The organism is Mesorhizobium sp. BHbdii, from assembly GCF_053848045.1.
This window is the reverse complement of the sequence record NZ_JBSPKX010000001.1, coordinates 935417-953218: the sequence shown is the minus strand read 5'-3', so window position 1 is coordinate 953218 and position 17802 is coordinate 935417. Positions and strand designations below refer to the sequence as shown.

Below are 17802 nucleotides of genomic sequence, written 5' to 3'. Positions count from 1 at the left end.
TTTTTTGGTAGCCGAACCGTGCCGTCACAGTCCGTTGGCGCGGAATTTGTCGTCGAGGAATTTCTTGGCGCGCGGCACGTCATCTTCCGAAAGATGCTCGATGATAACCGGGATGTTCGGGTGCTTTTCGGCCAGCCGCCTGAGATAGAGGTCGTAGTTCAGCGAACCGAGGCCTGGGGCCGGCAGCTCGATCTCGCCAACACCGCGGAAAGTGTGGCTCTCCAGCGCGTCCTCGTCGCCGATGTCGGCGTGCTTCTCCGACTTGTCACCGCCCGAGCGCTTGACGTCCTTGGCATGGGCTATTCTGATCTTGTCGGTCAGCGTGTCGAATACCTGGTTCAGAATCTGGTCCATCCTGTCGATGTTGTGCGTCTCGAAATAGTTGGTCGGGTCCATCAAAAGGCCGAGACCGGGATGGTCGACCTGCGCGAACATCTTCACCGTCTCCTCGACCGAGCCGACGACATTGTTGACATAGGTTTCGAGCAGGAAGACCGCGCCGTGGTCGTATGCGGTCTGGGCAAGATCTGATATGACCTTGCGGCATTCCTCGAACCCTTCCTCGGTCTTGTTCTTGGGATGATGCACCCAATCGGACTCGCTGTTGTAGGTGCCGGTTTCCGAGATAACGTAAGGCGAGCCGAAATCGCGCGCATTGCGGATGATCTCCTTGAGATAGCCGACACGCCTATCACGCTCGCCTATGTCCGGATGGATGATGTTGGTGTAGCCTGACACGCAGCACACCGGCAGATTGTGGTCGCGGAAGGTGTCGCGAACAGTCCGGGCCTTTTCCTTGGTGATCTGCCCGGCCGACAGGTCAACATCCTTAAAATGGAGGTCGAGCTGCACCGTGTTGAAATCGAGCGCGCGGATCTTCTGCGCGGTTTCCTTGAGGCTGTACGGGAAATAGCCCGTGAAAATGCCTGCCTGCATCATGATGTGAAGTCCTCCCTGTAAGCGATTCAGTTGATTGAGTTTGTCGAGATTTCGGAAAGCTTGACCGTGCGGCCCTCGTCGATCGAGCGATAGCCGGCTTCGATCAGCGCCATGGTCTTGACGTTGTCGGCGACGGACAGCGCCGGCGGCGTGCCGGTCTTCACCGCGTGCTGGAGCTGCTCCATCACGCCGATGAAGGCATGCGGGAACCACATCGTGTCCCAGTTGGGCGTCATCCATTCGCCCCCGGTGGTCTCGGTCGAAGCATAGGTCAGCGTCGAGGCAGCGCCCGTCGGCCAGCCGATCGTGCCCTTGGCGACGCCCTTTGTGCCGTCGACGCGCCAGTTGATGTGCTGGTCGTCCTTGTAGCCCTCCTGGCGCGGACCGGACCAGACATCCTCAAGCGAAACGGCGAGCACGCCGGACGGGAACCGCAGCGTCGAAACGGTGATGCCGTCCGAATGGTCGAAGCGCGTGCGCGGATCTTTGCGGGTCAGCGTCGTGATCTCGTCGGGATCGCCGAACAGAAAACGCAGCACGTCGAGATGGTGGACGCTCATATTGGCAAGCGTCAGCCGGTCGTAGTCCTCGAGGAAGGTCTGCCAGTGGGGGATCGCATGCATGTCGATCTGGGCGAAGACGATGTCGCCGAGCGCGCCGCTGTCCATGATCTGCTTCAGCACGCGCATCGACTGATCGTAGCGCATGTTCTGGTTGACCGAGAGGATCTTGCCGGCCTTGGCCGCCTCGTCGCGCAACTCGATCGCATCCTTGAGCGACAGCGCCAGCGGCTTCTGCGCCAGGACCGCCTTGATGTGCTTCTGCTTCAGCGCATGGCGGATCAGCGCCGGCTGCTGGTCCGGCGGAAAGGCAAGGTCGATGATCTCGACGTTTTCGTCCTCGATCAATTGTTCCGGCGTGTCGTGGACGGTCGGGATCTCCCAGCGCTTGGCGACCTTCTCGGCACTGGCCTTGGTCCGCGAGGCGATCGCCACCACCGGAAAGCCGGCGTCCTTGTAGGCGGCAAGATGGCATTCGGCCATGATCATGCCGGCGCCGACACAGCCGATTTTGTACTCCCTGGTGCGGACTTTAACGTCCGGCTCGAAGTCTTTGCTCGTCATGTCTTTCTCCCGAAGCTCGTTTCTTGCGGCCGCTGTCATCGTCCCAGCGCTGCCCCGCTTTGCCCGAAATAATGCACGCGGCCGGGCTCGCAGGATATCGCCACCATCGCGTCCGGCCTGATATCCAGCTGGCCGCGCAGCAGTGCCCTGAGGCGCGCCTGCCCGGCAGCGAGTGTCACCACGGTATAGCCGCCGAGCGGCTCGACCTCGAATACTCGCGCCGGGCGGCCCGCGCGCCCGTCTGAGACTCCACCCTCCGATATTTCCCCATCCGACCAGGGCCGCACCTTGATGTCTTCCGGCCTGAGCCCGATCTCGACGGCATCGGCCGGAGCAGCCTTGTCCGCGATACGGATCGCGCCTTCAGCCGCCTCGACGCCGCCCTCGCCGCGCAGCGACTTCAAGATATTCATCATCGGCGAACCGAGCAGCCGCGCCACATAAGTGCTCGCCGGCCGGTCATAGATCTCGGCCGGCGCGCCGATCTGTCTGATCCTGCCGTTCTCCAGGATGGCGATGCGGTCGGCAACCGACATCGCCTCTTCCTGGTCGTGGGTGACATAGATCAGCGTCTTGCCGAGCTCGCGCTGGATGCGCTTCAGCTCGACGCGCGTCTCCTCGCGCAGCCTGGCGTCGAGCGCCGAGATCGGATCGTCCATCAGATAGGCATTGGGATCGCGCACCAGCGCGCGGGCGATCGCCACGCGCTGCCGCTCGCCACCGGAAAGCTGCGCCGGCGGCTTGTGCAGGATGTGGCCGATATGCAGCTTGGCCGCGACGTCGGCGACACGCTTTTCGATTTCGGCCTCGGCGACCCGGCGTTCGACCAAGGGGAAGCGCACATTGTCGCGCGCGCTCATATGCGGAAACAGCGCTAGGTTCTGGAACACCATGGCGACGTTGCGCTCGGCTGGCGACATTGTATTGACCGGACTGCCGCCGATCAGGATCTCGCCTGAGTCGGGCGTTTCCAAGCCGAGCACCAGACGCAGCATCGTCGACTTGCCCGACAGCGGCGGACCGAAGAAGCAGAAGAACTCATTGTCGTTGACCGTGAACGAGGCATCGTTGACGGCGATCGTGGCGCCATAGCGTTTCGTCACATTGCGGAAAACGATATCGGCCATGGTCTCAGCCCGCTTTCATGGCAAGGCCGGTGGCGGCGTCGAAGACGCGTACCGACTGCGCGGCCGGTGCGATCACAGCTGTTTGCCCGACCGACAGCCCCACATCATTGTCGAGCACCGCCTTCACCAAAGCCTCGCCGTCGCCGAGATGGATAATGGTACGCGCGCCGATCCGCTCGACGAAATTCACCGGCATCGACAGGCCGCGGCCGCTTTCGGCCAATGTCACCTGCTCCGGTCGGAAGCCGTAGAGCACCTCACTCCGCACGCCCCGCACAGCGGCGGTAAATTCGACCGGCAGCGGCGGCGTGACACCGAGCGGCCCGAGATCGACGACCAGCCCACGGTCGCTTTCCGCCGGCCTGCCTCTGAGCAGGTTCATCCCCGGCGCACCGATGAAGCGGGCGACGAAGACATTGGCCGGATCGTTGTAGACCTCGAGCGGCGTGCCGACCTGCTGCAGCACGCCGTGGTCCATCACCGCGATGCGGTCGGCCATGGTCATCGCTTCGAGCTGGTCGTGGGTGACATAGACCATGGTCTGCCGGAACTGCCGCTGCAACTGCTTCAGTTCGGTCCGCATCACCGCCCGGAAGGCCGCATCGACATTGGACAGCGGCTCGTCAAGCAGGAAGATCGCCGGCTCCATGATCGCCGAACGGCCGATCGCCACGCGCTGCAATATGTTGACCGACAGCCTGTCGGCCTTGCGGTCGAGCAGCGGCGTCAATTGCAGCATCTCGGCAATGGCTCCGACGCGACGGTCGATCTCGGCCTTTGGCGCGCCGCGCATTCTCGGGCCGTAGGCGAGGTTCTGCCACACGCTCATATGGGTGAAAATCGCGTAGTTCTGGAAGACGAAGCCGACGCCGCGCCGTCCCATCGGCACGCCGGTCATGTCGCGCTCGCCGAACAGGATCTTCCCGCTGGTCGGCTCCTCCATGCCGGCGATCATGTTCATGGTCGTCGACTTGCCGCAGCCTGACGGCCCGAGCAGCGCCATGAACTCGCCGTCGGCGATGGCCAGATCCATCGTCTTCAGCGCGTTGAAGTCGCCGAACTTCTTGACCAGATTCTGCAGATGGATGGCGCTCATGCCAGCACCTCCCGCGCCCGCGCCATGCGCTTCATGGCAAATACCGCTGCGATGGACAGCACGATCAGGATGGCCAGCGCGATCGCCGCGACATAGCCCCAGATCAGGTCCTGGGTGGTGAGCTTGTAGATGTAGACGGAGATCGTCTCGGTTGCGACGCCGGGACCGCCGCCGGTCATGATGTAGAGCGTGTCGAATATCTTGAAGTTCTCGATCACCCGGATCGCCAGCGCGATGATGATGATCGTCTTCATCTTCGGCAGCACGATGGTGACGAAGCGCTGCCAGGGATTGGCGCCGAGCAGCGTCGCCGCCTTGATCTGGTCCTCGGGCACGCCGACCAGGCCGGCAAGCAGGATGAGGAACATCAGTGGTGTCCACTGCCAGATGTCGGCGACCATGACGGCGATGAGCGCCAGCGTCGGGTCCGAAAGCCAGGCAATCGTGACGGGAAAGCCTGATAGCGCCGACAGGATGTCGTTGACCGGGCCGCCCGACTGGAACAGCATGAAGAACATGTAGCCGGCCACCGCCGGCACCACCATCATCGGCATCAGCAGGATCGAATAGAATACCCGCCTGCCCGGAAACTCGTCGGCAAACAGCGTGGCGAGCGCGAGGCCGAGCAGGAATTCCGCAGGCACGCAGATAATCATGACGATGGCCGTGCGCTTTAGCGCGCTCCAGAAGCGCGCATCGGCGGCAAGGTCGGTGTAGTTGGCGAAATTGTTCCACAGCGACCAGGCGTTCCACCAGCCGAGGCCGGACAGCGGCGACCAGTCGGTCAGGCTAATATAGAGCTGCATGAGCAGCGGGAAGACGGCGATGAACAGCACCAGGATCTGCGCCGGCAGCGTTAGCCGGAAGCCGAGCTTTGCCCCTTCGTCCCGCAAGGCCGGCTTTGCCTGGACGGCCTTCATCACGTCCTCCGAAATCGTCGCAGTCACCGCGCTCATTGCTTGAGCGCCCCAAAGGTCAGCCCGCGCACCAGATGGCGCTGGATGGCGATGCCCATGATCACAGGCGGCACTGCGGCGATGAGACCGAGCGCCGCCTTGGCGCCGTAGAGCTGTCCCGTCATCGAGGAGGACAGCGAGGCCATGTAGACGGGGACCGTCACCCATTCGCGCGTCGTCAGAAGCAGCGCGATCAGATAGTCCGACCAGTTGAGAATGAAGACGAACAGCGCGGCGCTGGCCAGCGGTGCGCGCATCATCGGCAGCGTGATGCGGGTGAAGACGCGCCACCGCGAGCAGCCCTCAACCAGCGCCGCTTCCTCGATCTCGCGCGGCATGTCGTCGAAGAAGGTCTTCATCAGCCAGAAGGCGAAAGGCAGCGTGACGATGCCGTAGATCAGCGACAGTCCCCACCAGCTGTCGGTGAAGTTGAGGAAAGCCCACATGATCATGACCGGGGTCATCACCGCCATGGGCGGAAACAGGCGAAGCTGGATCAGCGCCAGCGGCAGATTCTGGCCCGAGCCGAAGTGCGACAGTCCGTAGGCGGCTGCCGTGCCGGCCGACATGGCGATTGCCGTGCCGAACGTGGCCGACAGCAGCGACGACAGGATCGGTTTTAGCGCGGTGCGGTCGAGCGCGACGATCAGATTGTTGGTCGATTCCCCGAAGACGAACCGGAAATTGCTGAGCGTCGGGTTCTTCGGCCACCAGGTCAGGTGGGCGCCGGTCGCCGACCATTCGGCGATCGGCTTGAAGGCCATCGACACCATCCACAGGATCGGCACCAGCGTCATCGCCATGGCCGCAAGGATCGCTGCATAGCGGAATATTTCGAAAGGAACGGAACGCTTCATCTTGCAGCTTTGCTGGGGTCATCGTTTGCAGAGGGGAAGAGCAATCACTCCTCCCCTCCATTCGGATTCAGGGAGCAGGATCAGCTGGCCGGATCGAGAACAGTAGGCCAGGCTCCCTTGTTGGTCTTGATGGCTTCGAGAAGCTTCTCCTCGCCGGTGCGGCGGGCGATCTTCTTCCATTCGGCCTCGGTGTCGGCCATCGCCTGCTCGGCGGTCTTGGCCTTGGTAAGTGCTCCGACGAGGTTCTCGTCCAGCGCATTGTGGAAGGCGGTGGCGCCGGGATAGTTGATCGTCGGCACGGTGCGGGCGACCGTCTCGCGCACCACATCCATGTGGTAGGCGTGATAGGTCTGGCGGACCAGCGGGTCGGAGAAATCCGACAGCCGGAACGGATCGAAATAGCCGCCAGGATTGGCGGTCATCCAGGCATAGATCCGGCTCGATCCCAACCACTGCAGGAACAGGTAACAGGCCTCCGGATTCTTGGCCTGCGAGGAGACCGAAGCCGAGAGGTTCAGCCACAGCACCGAACGGCTGATCAGCTTCCCGTCGATCTCGCGGCCGGGCGGCAGCATCGAGCCGATCTTGCCTGTGACCTGCGAATCCTTGTTACCGGCATTGTCGAGGAATTTCGGCAGGTTGGAGAAGGCGCAGGTCATGGCGGCGCCGCCCTTGGCGAAATTGCCGTACTGCTCCGGCCAGCCCCAGGAGATCGCGTCCGGCGAATGATGGGTCAGCGAGGCGATGTACTCGTTGGTCGCAGCGATGCCTTGCTCCGAATTGATCAGCGGCTTGCCGGTATCGTCGAACAGGAACTGATTGGGCGAAGCCATTGAGACATAACGCTGATACCAATTGGTATAGCCCCAGCCCTGGTTGCGCAGATCGGTTGAGCCGAACAAGCCCTTGTCCGGGCGCTGGAAGAAGGCCGCGATCTCGTCATGCTGCTTCCAGGTCTTCGGCGGCGCCAATTCGTAGCCATGCTTGTCGGAGAAGGCTTTCTTTTCGGCCGCGTCGCCGAACAGATCGGTGCGGTAGACCCAGGTCTGGAAATCGCCATCCAGCGACACGCCATAGGTCGAGCCGCGATACTGGTTGAGCAGCGAGACGCCCTGGGCGCCGTTGACATAGCCGCGCTCGAGATCGTCCCATTCCGGCTTGTACTGGGCGACGAAGTCGTCGAGCTTCAGGATGCCGCCGGTTTCGGCGAGATCGCCGAGACGGTTCCATTCCACCGCGTAGATATCATAGGCCCCACCCTTGGTGGAGATGTCCTGCATCGTCTTGGTGAACTCCTGGCCATTCGGCACGCCGACGATCTCGAGCGGAATGCCGGTTTCCTTCTCCCACAGGTCCTTGATCGAGGGCGCGCCGGCAGGAAATGGCTGCGTCAACTGGCCGATCGAGCCGTCGGACAGGCCGAGCACGATTTTGGCAGGCGCCTTGCCGGCGCCCTTCATCGCCTTTGCCGCCTCGATGGCGCGGCCTTCCGGCGTATCAGGCCCATACTGATAACGCTCTGAGCCGTCGAAGCCCGTCGGGCCGCCGATCATGCCCGGCGCGAGCGCATCGGCCGCATAGGCGCGGCTGGGACGAATGAATTTCGGTGCGATACCTGCGGCGGCAACAAGCACTGCCGCCTTTCCACCGGACGCCAGCAAACGGCGCCGCGACATGCCGATCATATCAGACATTGGAAGTCCTCCCTCGGGGCCTTGTTCCTCCACGGCCCTCATGATGGATATTGACGACACTATGGGAAGGCTGTCAACATCATAGATAATCAAAACACGTCATAACATCGCAAATGAGGGGAGAGAATGCAGTCCAACGAGGTCACTCTACGGTACCTGGTGCTTGAATTTGAGGGAACCGTGCGCAGTCGCCTTACCCTTTTCGATCCGGCTCGACGATTTGGTGTAGCGCGCCGGCTTGCGCATCGGCTAAGGCCGGATACATCATTTCCCATCAGAATCGCGGATGGGAATGAAGTCGTCGTCCGACGTACATCCGTTAATCCGCGGTTTTGATGCGCCTGTAGCGCACTAGCAGTAAGGTGATCGACTATGCGGTCCACCCTGACAGACATAGCCCGGGAAGCCGGCGTTTCAGCCGCCACGGTCGATCGTGTGCTCAACAACCGCGCCGGGGTCAGGGCGCGCACCCGCGAAGTCGTACTTGAAACGGCGCAGCGGCTTGGCTACATCGCGGAAAATTCGAACGGCCCGACGCCGCGCAACGCGCTGCGCGGCGATGTCATACGGCTCGATTTCGCCCTGCCCGCCGGCACCAATTCCTTCATCAAGATGCTGCACCGGCATATCGAGGCGCAGGCGCAGTCGCGGCCGGACCTCGACGTGCGCGTCGCCACGATCGAAGGCTTCAATCCCGACCGACTTGCCCGCCTGCTGCAGGAATTGCGCGGCCAGACGCAAGGTGTCGGCGTCATTGCGCTCGATCATCCGACCGTCCGTGAGGCAATCCGCTCGCTGTCGGCCAGCGGCGTCAAGGTCGTCACCATCGCGTCCGACATCCTGCATGTGCCGAGGGTCGCCTATATCGGCATCGACAACCGCGCTGCCGGCCGGCTCGCCGGCTATCTGCTCAATCGCTTCATGGGCGCTGACCGTCCGGGCAAGGTCGCGCTGTTCGCCGGCTCGCTCTCCTATCGCGGCCATGAGGAACGCGAGATGGGGTTCCGCCACATCCTCACCGAAGAATCGCCCAATCTGCAGATCGTCGAGATGCGCGAGATGCTGGACGACCGGGAAAAGGCCTATGCGGAGGCCTCCGCCCTGCTGGACCGGCACCCGGACCTGGCCGCGATCTACAATGTCGGCGCTGGCAACACCGGCATCGCCCGGGCGCTCAGGGAACGAGGGCGGGCGCTGTCGACCGTGTTTCTCGGCCATGAGGTGACGGAAGGCACCAAGGAGCTTCTGCTCGACGGCACGCTCGACGCGGTCATCGACCAGAATCCGCGCGTCGAGGCCCGCGAAGCGCTCAACACCTTGACCCATGCGGTCAGGGGCTTGCCCTACGAACTGCACCAGCCAAGGCTGCAGGTGATCTTCAGGGAAAGCATCCCGGAGATCTGAACTTTCCGCTCGAAACAAGAATGGCCGCGCCAGCAAGTGCGGCCTGTGGTGCTCCGGCGATCAGGTAATCTTGAGCTCGATGCCATGCTGGCTGCGGCCTATTGGCGACGTGGCGCGGCAGGACCGATGGCCGGCTGGATCCTGCTCACGATCGCTTGCGCATCCTCGCCAAGGCCGATCGCGATCCGGTCGCCGGAAACAATGCCTGATATGTCGCAGACGACCAGCGGCATGCTGACATCGTAGAGAAACTCGGCGACGATGGCGCCGACGGCCAGGATCGGGTCGGGCCGCTGCAGGATAATGCCGGCCGGCGCCGTGCCCCTGCGGATCGCCTCGGCCAGAACCGAGGACGAGGACGAAGATCCCCGCCCGGAAGCCATCACCAGGATCTTGGCAGCGACATTTTGGCCAAGACCAGGATGCGAACGGTCGATGATGTCGCCCGTCTCGATGTCCAGGCCGCCCCAGAAACTGAGCGCTTGCGACAGCACCAGCGCCGAGCCTTGTGCCTCGCCGGCAAGCTGGAAACTGCCAACTCTGTTCAGGGCTCGACTTTTCAGGGCTCGACTTGCCTGTTCACTCATGGCGCACCCCTCACGACGTGCCCGACCGCTGCCGAGCGGATGCAGTCCTCCATCTCGCCGAACGCCACCGAGACGCCGATATTGCCGGGGGCGTAATGCGCCCATTTGCCGGAGTTGGTCATCACCACGCCGTCGAGGCGCTCGATAATGGTGGTGACATAGGTGCAGGTATCGGTCACTGGAATGAGGTTGAACGCCTTCACACTCTCCAGCTCGCCCTCGTTCTGAAGCCGCGTCAGCGTCGCGCGCCCGGTGTTGACATAGATCGGGACGCCCCTGCACGGCGCGATATGGCGCAGCATCGGCAGCAGGCGCATCCACTCGTGATGGGAAAAATGCGGCGTGCCGAGCGATACGGCCGCAAGCGGCGCACCGTCGGGGACGCTGGACAGCCTGGCCAGAGCATGATCGATGTCGGCGCGAGAGATCCGGATCGTCTCCTCCGGCGCCTTGCCGCGAAACGCCTCGTCGAGCGTCTTTGCTTCCGGCGTGATGCCGACCGCATGAAACAGTGCCACCGCGCCCGTCGTTGCCGCCGCCGCACCCAGCGCCTTCAGCTGGTCCTCGTCGCGCGGCTCTGGCAGGCCCGATATCACCGGGATGCGGTCGCCACTCGCCTGCCCGATGATCAGCCCGACGCCAACGAACAGGGCGTCGGTAGGCTCGAAAGAACCGGTCAGCTCGAACAGCATCTGGCCGCGCCGGTTTTCGCTCAAATGCAGCCCCCAGGCCGGCGCCCGCCCGGTCATCGCGCAGCACAAATCGATGAAATCACCATAGCGATTGGTCCGCGCTCCAATCACCGAATTGGCAAAGACGATGGCGTTGGACTCGCCCCAGGCGATCTGCTCGCCGAAAGCCGGCCGGAACCGCGTCTGATAGGGCGCGCAGGTGAAGGTCGCCTGACAGCCGAGCTCCAGATGCGCCTTCATCAGCCGCCGCGCCGGCACTTCTTCGGCGGCCGGCATCTTCACCAGGCCGGGATGGATGAGGTCGAACGAACCGACATTCAATGTGGTGGGCACCCGAACGCTGCCACCGCCCTCGACCAGCCTCTCGACGAAATCGAGACCGGCCTGGCCGTGATAGAGGCAGCCGTCGATGTGGGCACCGGCAATATCCAGCAGCTTGCGCGCGCCGACCGCCTTCGAAAAGGCGACCAGGATCTTCATCGCTGCGGCCACGGCCGGGCCGTGCTCGCCCTGCAGCATCGACTGGTCGCCCGCCATCAATTCAAGCGTCATCGGGTGTTCCGCTTTCCTCACTATGCCCGACCATGCTCTCCTGATTGCAGTCCGCCTGGCAAGATCAGTTCGCGGCGATCAGCACCGTACTCTTCGGCGACCAGCGCAGCAGCACCTCCTGGCCTTCCGCCAGCCTGTCAGCGCCGGTGTTCTGCACGATGACCTTGAGCGTCTGGCCGTCGCGTTCGACGAAATAGGTACTGTTGTTGCCGGCGAAGATACGCTTGGAAACTTGGCCACGGAGCACATTGCCATTGGCCTGGTCCGCGCTTCCGGAATCGATGGCGATGCGGATGCGTTCGGGCCGCACCGCGCAGCTGGCCTTGGCGCCGGCGGCAAGCGTCGCCCCTGCCCGGGCGGCGATCGCCGTGCCGTCGGGCAGCCGGATACCGACGCCTGTGGTCTCGCCGCGAAAGATGTTGGCATCGCCGAGGAAGGTGGCGGCGAATTCGCTTTTCGGGCTGTCGTAGATCTCCTCCGGCGGTCCTTCCTGCACCAGCCGGCCATCGCGCAGGATACCGATGCGGTCGCTCATCGTGAGCGCTTCTTCCTGGTCGTGGGTGACGAAGATGGTGGTGATGCCGATCTCGCGCTGGATACGCTTCAGTTCGATCTGCATGTCTACCCGCAGCGCCTTGTCGAGCGCGCCGAGTGGTTCGTCGAGCAAAAGCACACGCGGCTTGGTAACGATGGCGCGGGCCAGCGCAACCCGCTGGCGCTGACCGCCGGACAGCTGGTGCGGCCGGCGGCCGCCGAGCTTGCTGAGTTGTACCAGATCGAGCGCGCGCTGCACCTCGCTTGCAATAGTTGCCTTGGCTTCGCCACGCACCGACAGGCCGAAGGCAACATTGTCGGCCACGCTCATATTGGGAAACAGCGCATAGTTCTGAAACACCATGCCGATACGCCGCCTCTCGACCGGCACCCGCTCGACGCTCTCGCCGCCGATCGCGATGCGGCCCGAGTCGGGGAAATCGAAGCCCGCGATTTGCCGCAGCAGCGTGGTCTTGCCGCTGCCCGAGGGCCCAAGCAGTGCATAGAAACCACCGTCGGCAAAATCGATGGAGACGTCATCCAGTGCCTTGTGCGCCCCGAAATTGCGCGACAAATTCGATACCTGAACGCCGGCCATTATTTCTCTCCGCCGAATTTGAAGAAACGTGCCGTAAGCAGCATCAGCGCCATCGAGACGACGATGATGATCGTCGAGACCGCGTTGATCTCGGGCGTGAAACCCTTGCGGATCGCGGCGTAGATCTCGACCGGCAAGGTTGTCTGACCCGGCGTCGACAGGAAGTAGGACACCACGAACTGGTCGAACGATACGGCAAAGGCGAACAGCCCGCCGGCGATGACGCCCGGCACGATCCAGGGCAACGTCACGCGCCGCGTCACCTGCCACTGGTTGGCGCCGAGCGATCGCGCCGCCTCTTCCAGTTCCGGCGCAAAGGTCTGCAGCCGTGCCGAGACGACGACGATGACATAGGGCAGCGCCAGCGCCACATGGCCGAGCAGGATTGCGAACAGACCACGCCCGATGCCGACGCCGAAGAAGAAGATCAGCATCGCCGTGCCGGTGATCAGCCACGGAATGGCGATCGGCGGAAACAGCAGCGCTTGCAGGAATTTCTTGCCGCGAAATTCGTAGCGATAGAACGCCAGCGACGCCGCCGTGCCGAGCGCGGTGCAAAGGATGGTGGTGATGACGGCGATCTCTATGCTGTTCGAGGTTGCGGAGATCAGCTGGTCGTTCTGCCACAGCGACGCGTACCATTCAGTCGTCCATTCGAACGGCAATTGGTAGAAGGGCGAGACGTTGAACGACATCAGCGCCATGATGACGATCGGGAGATAGAGGAAGGCGAGCAGCAGCCAGATGTAGAGCCGGCCAAGCCATTCGAGGATGCGGGTCGTCGCCATCAGGCGGCCCTCCTGAGCACCGGCGATGTCAGCGCAAGAATGACCAGGACGACGGCCAGCAGGATGAAGGACAGCGCTGCGCCCAGCGGCCAGTTGAAGACGGCGACGAACTGATCCTCGATGACCGTTCCGTAGAAGGTACCGGTGCGCCCGCCGAGGATACGCGGCTCCATGAAGGAGCCGACGACGGGCACGAAGATCAGCGCTGCGCCCGCCACCAGCCCCGGCATGGACAGCGGGATGATCACCCGCCTCAGCATCTGCAGCCTTGAGGCGCCGAGCGAGCGCCCTGCCTCGATCAGCGAGTCGTCGATCGCCTGCAGCGTGAGGTAACAGGTCAGCACCATGTAGGGCACGTAGGAATGCACCAGCCCGATGACGACGGCCGGATACGAATACATCAGGTCGATGTTGATCTTGAACGGCAGCACGGCGTTGAGCGCGGTGTCGAGAATGCCGCCCTCGCGCAGCACCATCGCCCAGGAGAAGATGCGCACCAGCCCGTTCGACCAGAACGGCAGGATGACGAGCAGGAAGATCGCCTCGCGGCTGCGCCCTTTCAGCACCTTGGCCAGCACATAGGCTGCGGGAAAGCCGATGACGACGCACCACAGGGTCACCTCAAGCCCGAGCCTGAGCGATGCCAGCAGCAGCGTCAAATACAGCCGCTCTGAGAAGAAGGTGGCGTAGTTCTCCAGCGTGAACGACCACGCCTTCCCCGACAGCGGCAGCTCGGTCATGGAGGAGAAGAAGACCATGGCCGACAGCGGCAGGAAGATCGCCACCGTCAGCCACAGATAAGCGGGCAGAAGCAGGGGCAAAGCCGATCGCAATCCGCTCCTCGAACCGGTCGCGACCTGTTCCGCCATATGCCTCTCCCCGAAAGCCCGCCCGCTACTTCACGTTGACTTTGAGCTCTTGCCACAGCGCCAGATAGGCCTCGCGCTGCGCATCGGTGATGGGCGCCTGGAACTGGATGCGCTTGGCGACATCGGGATCACCCATCACCTTGCGGTTGAACGCATCTTCGGGAAGCGCTGCAACCGCCTTGGTGTTGGCCGAGACCGGCGCGCCGACCTTGGTGACCCATTCAACATAGAAGCCGGGATCGATCATGTAGTTGATGAACGCCTCGGCGCCGGCGACATTCTTGGAGCCGACCGGAATGGAAAAGGCGTCGAGCCAGGCGACGGCGCCTTCCCTTGGGATGACCAGCGAGACCGGCAGCTTGAAATGCGTCTTGGCGCGGTCGGCCGAACCGCTCCAGTAGGTGCCGATGTCGATCTGGTCGGAGGCGACCATCTGGTTCCAATCGTTCTCCGAGCTCCAGAATGTCTTGATCTGCGGCATCAGCGAGGTCAGCTTCGCCTTGACAGCTTCCATGTCCTTGATGTCGTTGATGTTCTGGCCGGTGGCGATGGCGCCGAACTGAACCGCTTCGACCGCGTCGTCGCGAATGACCACGCGGCCCTTATGGGCCTCGTCCCACATTTCGGTGATGCTGGTCGGCGGCGTCTCGAAGGACTTCTCGTTGATGGCGAGCGCGGTCAAGCCCCACACCCATGGCACGCCATAGACCTTGCCGTCACGAACGAGCATCGGCGATCCCGCCTTGTCCGGGCTGATGTCGGCGTAATTGGGAATATTGGCAACGTCGATCGGCTGGATCAGCTTTTCCGCCATCGCCTGGTCGTTGAAGGCTGCGTTGATCATGACGACGTCGTAGAGGCCGGGATTGGTCCTCAGCTTGGTCAGCATTTCCTGTTCGGAATTGAAGAAGTCGTTGACGACCTTGTTGCCGGTCGCCTTCTCGAAGGCCGCGATGGCCCAGGGCTCGTCGGCCCCGTAGCCCTTCCAGTTGAGCACATGCACTTCGGCGGCAGTGGCGGCCAGCGTGAGCGCAGAGGTGAAGACGGCAGTCGCCGTCAGAAAAGCAGTCAGTTTTGCGCATGTTCGTTCCTCTCATTGTTCTGCCCGGTTGGCGGGCTTGTTGCGTCATTTAGGCTGTCAGAAATGGGCCTCTTGCTTCCGGCTATGCACGGTCGTCAGTCGATCGTAATGGCCGAGGAATCTCTGGATCTCCTGGTCGGTCGGCGCCGACGACCCGCCATGGCGGGTGACCGAGAGCGCCGCCGCCGCATTGGCGTAGCGCGCCGCTTCGAAGGGCGGCACGGCCCGCGAAAGCGCGCTGACGAAGGCGCCGATATGGGTGTCGCCGGCGCCGTTGGTATCGACGGCGGCGACCTTAAAACCGGGCACGGCCTGCGCGGTGCCGTCAGCCGACCGCACGAAGCAGCCTTTCGCCCCGGCGCGTATGACGACCCCCTCGGCGCTCGGACAGTGATTGGAAAGAAGCCGGGCAGCAATAGCCTCGACATCGCCGGGGCCGGCGATCTCGGCCGCTTCTACGATGTTGCAGCTCAGCCAGCTCGTGCGCGCCAGCACCCGGTCGAGAATGGCGCGCGGGATGTCTGATATAACAGGCGTCGGATCGAAGACGAAGGGAATTTCCGCCGGCAGCGCCTCGATCCAGTCGGCCAGCGCATCGCGGCTTCCAATATAGCTCAGCGTGTAGCCGGAGGCGAACACCCAATCCCCCGGCGCAACCCGGACGGGCGCCATCATGCCGAGGCTGAGCACACTCTCGGCACCAGGCCATGACACGAAGGTGCGCTCGGCGTCGCCGCTGATCATGGCGACGCAATTGCCGCTGTCCATCATGGTGGATGCCGGGGTCAGCGTTGCGATGCCTTCCGCCGCGAGGGCGGCACGCAGGAAGTCACCATTCGGTCCGCTGCCGAGTTGGCCGCCGAACGCCACTTTCATACCGGTGCGGCTGGCCGCGACCATCATGTTGAAGCCGCCGCCGGCGACCTGGGCAAAGCTCGATGCGGTTTTCTCGGTGCCGGGCGCCGGCAAGGCGTCGATGCTGTAGACATAGTCGACCACCGCGCTGCCGATATGGACGAGACGCCCGCTCATGCCGCCGCGTCCTTGCCTGAACTGCTTTTCGCCATCCGCGCCGCGACCAGGTCGGCGGCGAGCGCGCGCACCTGCGCAATGTCGAGGCCTTTGAGCCGGTTGATGTGTTCCTGCGGCAATCGGGAAAAGCCGGCGCAGGCGCCTGCCATGCCGGCGGCAATGGCGCCGATCGTGTCGGTGTCGCCGCCGAGATTGGCGCTGATGACGGCCGCCAGCCAGGGATCGCCGCCGGCTATTTCCAGCACCGCGAAGGCCGCCGGAACCGATTCCTGGCTGGCGACGCCGGTGCCGACCAGGTCGACGATCAGCCGGATGCCGTCAGTGACAGCCTTGCCGCGAACGAGGCTCCTCGCCCAGTCGATACGCGCGGCAATGTCGCCGCCGGTGATCCAGTGACCGAGTTCTGCGCCGCGCTTGGCCGCCACGACGGCACGATCTGCGGCCGCATGCCAGTCGCCGCCGGCAACGCCGCGGCTGACGGCGGCAGCGACGGCTGCGGCTGAAGCAATGGCGATCGAGGTGTTGTGCGTGGCGCGGCAGGTTTCGGCGACCTTGGCGACCAGCGCGTCGAGCGGCTCCGGCGGCATCATGATGCCGACCGGCGCGACGCGCATCGCGGCGCCATTGGTGTCGCCGCCACTTCCCGCTTCCTCGGCCGGCACGCCGCCATTGATGGCGTCGATGGCGCGCTTGGTCGACGGTCCGAGGAGATCGTAGCTGCCGCGCGCCTTGACCTCGCGCTCCCAGTCGAGCAGCGCATTGACCCAGCGCGTGTGATCGAAGCCATCGCCTGAAACAACCAGGATACGGCCGAGCAGCAGCGCCTGTTCGGTGTCGTCGGTAACAGTGCCGGCGGCCAGGCCTTTCGACACTGGATGGTCGGCGACGGGCGCGACGAAATCCTCGACGTGGCCGTAGAGCTCGGCGATGCGGGCCGGCGACAACAACTGCGTCGGCATGCCGAGCGCATCGCCCAGCGCACCGCCGATAAGCGCACCCATCGCCCGGTCGATCGCCTCGGCCGTGTCCATACTCAGAACTCCAGGTGAAGTGCGAAATGCGCCGGATTGAGAAGGCTGGTGACAAATTCGACGGCGCGACCATCGGCCGCGCGCGTCAACCGCCGCGTGCGCAGGAACGGCGCGCCGGGCGCGCAATCGAGAATGGCCGCGTCCTCGGCGCTCAGCATCTCGATATCGACCCACTCCTCGCCGTGATCGGGAACGAGCCCCGCCCCTCGCAGCGTCTGGTGCAGCGAGCCCTCGCGCAGGCCGCGCAGCGGCACGTCCTCCAACTCGGGCGACAGCGGCAAGCGGCTGCGCTCGATCGAGATGGCGTGGCCGTCATCGGCGTTGCTGCGCACCCTGTCAACGGCGATGAAGAACGGGCTTTCGACGCCCAGTCTGGCAGCGAGCTCGGCATCCTGCATGACTTCGAGCCTGAGCGTGCGCGTGTCGGCATTGGCGCCGGCATTGGCCAGCGCCCGCGACCAGCCGACGGCGTCGTCGACCGGCATGCCGTCGAAGGTGACGAACGAGCCGATGCCGACTTTGGTGGTGATCAGCCCGCGGCTCGACAGCTCCTCGAGACCCTTGCGGATGGTGTTGCGGCTGACGGAAAAGCGCTGGACGAGCTCGTTCTCGCTCTGCAGGCGGTCGCCGAAGCCGAGCACGCCGGAGCGGATCTCGTGCTCGAGGACGGTGGCGATCCGTTCGGGCTTGCCCGTACCGGGAGACGACAGAGCCGTGCGACGCGTCATGGAATACCTGTTCAGTAGACCTGTATAGTCCTGTTCAATAGCGTGACATGGCGGTCATGTCAACGGCTCGTGGCCAGCACGCTTTTGAGTTCCCATAGCTGGGCAAGGATTGC

The 17802-nt window shown here is 63.7% G+C and carries 17 protein-coding genes; 1 reads left to right on the top strand and 16 read right to left on the bottom strand.

Annotated features, from left to right (window positions below; genetic code table 11):
* Positions 1-24: 24 nt before the first annotated feature.
* The 7 genes from ACWTU8_RS04720 to ACWTU8_RS04690 form a co-directional block, all read right to left on the bottom strand.
* Positions 25-939, bottom strand: a complete 915-nt coding sequence (locus ACWTU8_RS04720) for a sugar phosphate isomerase/epimerase family protein (RefSeq protein WP_455847228.1) — start codon at positions 937-939, stop codon at positions 25-27.
* A 26-nt stretch (positions 940-965) separates the two neighbouring features.
* Positions 966-2063, bottom strand: coding sequence for a Gfo/Idh/MocA family protein (locus ACWTU8_RS04715; protein WP_128341105.1), 1098 nt, complete (start codon positions 2061-2063; stop codon positions 966-968).
* A gap of 35 nt (positions 2064-2098) precedes the next feature.
* A complete protein-coding gene (locus ACWTU8_RS04710; RefSeq protein ID WP_455847227.1) occupies positions 2099-3190 on the bottom strand; it encodes an ABC transporter ATP-binding protein in 1092 nt (363 codons plus the stop codon).
* A 4-nt stretch (positions 3191-3194) separates the two neighbouring features.
* A complete protein-coding gene (locus ACWTU8_RS04705) occupies positions 3195-4286 on the bottom strand; it encodes an ABC transporter ATP-binding protein (protein WP_455847226.1) in 1092 nt (363 codons plus the stop codon).
* Entirely contained in the window at positions 4283-5242 is a 960-nt protein-coding gene (locus ACWTU8_RS04700; RefSeq protein ID WP_455847225.1) for a carbohydrate ABC transporter permease, read from the bottom strand. Before ACWTU8_RS04700 ends, ACWTU8_RS04705 begins: the two co-directional genes overlap by 4 nt.
* A complete protein-coding gene (locus ACWTU8_RS04695; RefSeq protein ID WP_455847224.1) occupies positions 5239-6099 on the bottom strand; it encodes a carbohydrate ABC transporter permease in 861 nt (286 codons plus the stop codon). The genes ACWTU8_RS04700 and ACWTU8_RS04695 overlap by 4 nt, the downstream gene beginning before the upstream one ends.
* Before the next feature lie 80 nt (positions 6100-6179).
* The gene (locus ACWTU8_RS04690) at positions 6180-7793 is read right to left on the bottom strand and encodes an extracellular solute-binding protein (RefSeq protein WP_455847223.1); all 1614 of its coding nucleotides are present in this window, start codon (positions 7791-7793) and stop codon (positions 6180-6182) included.
* A gap of 372 nt (positions 7794-8165) precedes the next feature.
* Here ACWTU8_RS04690 and ACWTU8_RS04685 point away from each other — a divergent pair, with 372 nt between their 5' ends.
* On the top strand, positions 8166-9197 hold the full coding sequence (locus tag ACWTU8_RS04685) for a LacI family DNA-binding transcriptional regulator (RefSeq protein WP_455840601.1): 1032 nt from the start codon (positions 8166-8168) through the stop codon (positions 9195-9197).
* A gap of 98 nt (positions 9198-9295) precedes the next feature.
* Here ACWTU8_RS04685 and ACWTU8_RS04680 read toward each other — a convergent pair whose 3' ends face one another.
* The 9 genes from ACWTU8_RS04680 to ACWTU8_RS04640 form a co-directional block, all read right to left on the bottom strand.
* A complete protein-coding gene (locus ACWTU8_RS04680; RefSeq protein WP_128340974.1) occupies positions 9296-9784 on the bottom strand; it encodes an aconitase X swivel domain-containing protein in 489 nt (162 codons plus the stop codon).
* On the bottom strand, positions 9781-11028 hold the full coding sequence (locus tag ACWTU8_RS04675) for an aconitase X (protein WP_455847222.1): 1248 nt from the start codon (positions 11026-11028) through the stop codon (positions 9781-9783). Before ACWTU8_RS04675 ends, ACWTU8_RS04680 begins: the two co-directional genes overlap by 4 nt.
* A gap of 64 nt (positions 11029-11092) precedes the next feature.
* Entirely contained in the window at positions 11093-12160 is a 1068-nt protein-coding gene (locus ACWTU8_RS04670; protein WP_455847221.1) for an ABC transporter ATP-binding protein, read from the bottom strand.
* A complete protein-coding gene (locus ACWTU8_RS04665) occupies positions 12160-12948 on the bottom strand; it encodes an ABC transporter permease (protein ID WP_455847220.1) in 789 nt (262 codons plus the stop codon). Before ACWTU8_RS04665 ends, ACWTU8_RS04670 begins: the two co-directional genes overlap by 1 nt.
* Positions 12948-13817 carry an ABC transporter permease gene (locus ACWTU8_RS04660; RefSeq protein ID WP_287335821.1) on the bottom strand — a complete coding sequence of 290 codons (870 nt, stop codon included), beginning with the start codon at positions 13815-13817 and terminating at the stop codon, positions 12948-12950. The genes ACWTU8_RS04665 and ACWTU8_RS04660 overlap by 1 nt, the downstream gene beginning before the upstream one ends.
* Before the next feature lie 25 nt (positions 13818-13842).
* Positions 13843-14889, bottom strand: a complete 1047-nt coding sequence (locus ACWTU8_RS04655; protein WP_455848382.1) for an ABC transporter substrate-binding protein — start codon at positions 14887-14889, stop codon at positions 13843-13845.
* A 66-nt stretch (positions 14890-14955) separates the two neighbouring features.
* Entirely contained in the window at positions 14956-15930 is a 975-nt protein-coding gene (locus ACWTU8_RS04650; RefSeq protein WP_455847219.1) for a PfkB family carbohydrate kinase, read from the bottom strand.
* Entirely contained in the window at positions 15927-16961 is a 1035-nt protein-coding gene (locus ACWTU8_RS04645; protein WP_455847218.1) for an ADP-ribosylglycohydrolase family protein, read from the bottom strand. Before ACWTU8_RS04645 ends, ACWTU8_RS04650 begins: the two co-directional genes overlap by 4 nt.
* A 2-nt stretch (positions 16962-16963) precedes the next feature.
* Entirely contained in the window at positions 16964-17689 is a 726-nt protein-coding gene (locus ACWTU8_RS04640; protein WP_455847217.1) for a GntR family transcriptional regulator, read from the bottom strand.
* Positions 17690-17802 lie beyond the last annotated feature (113 nt).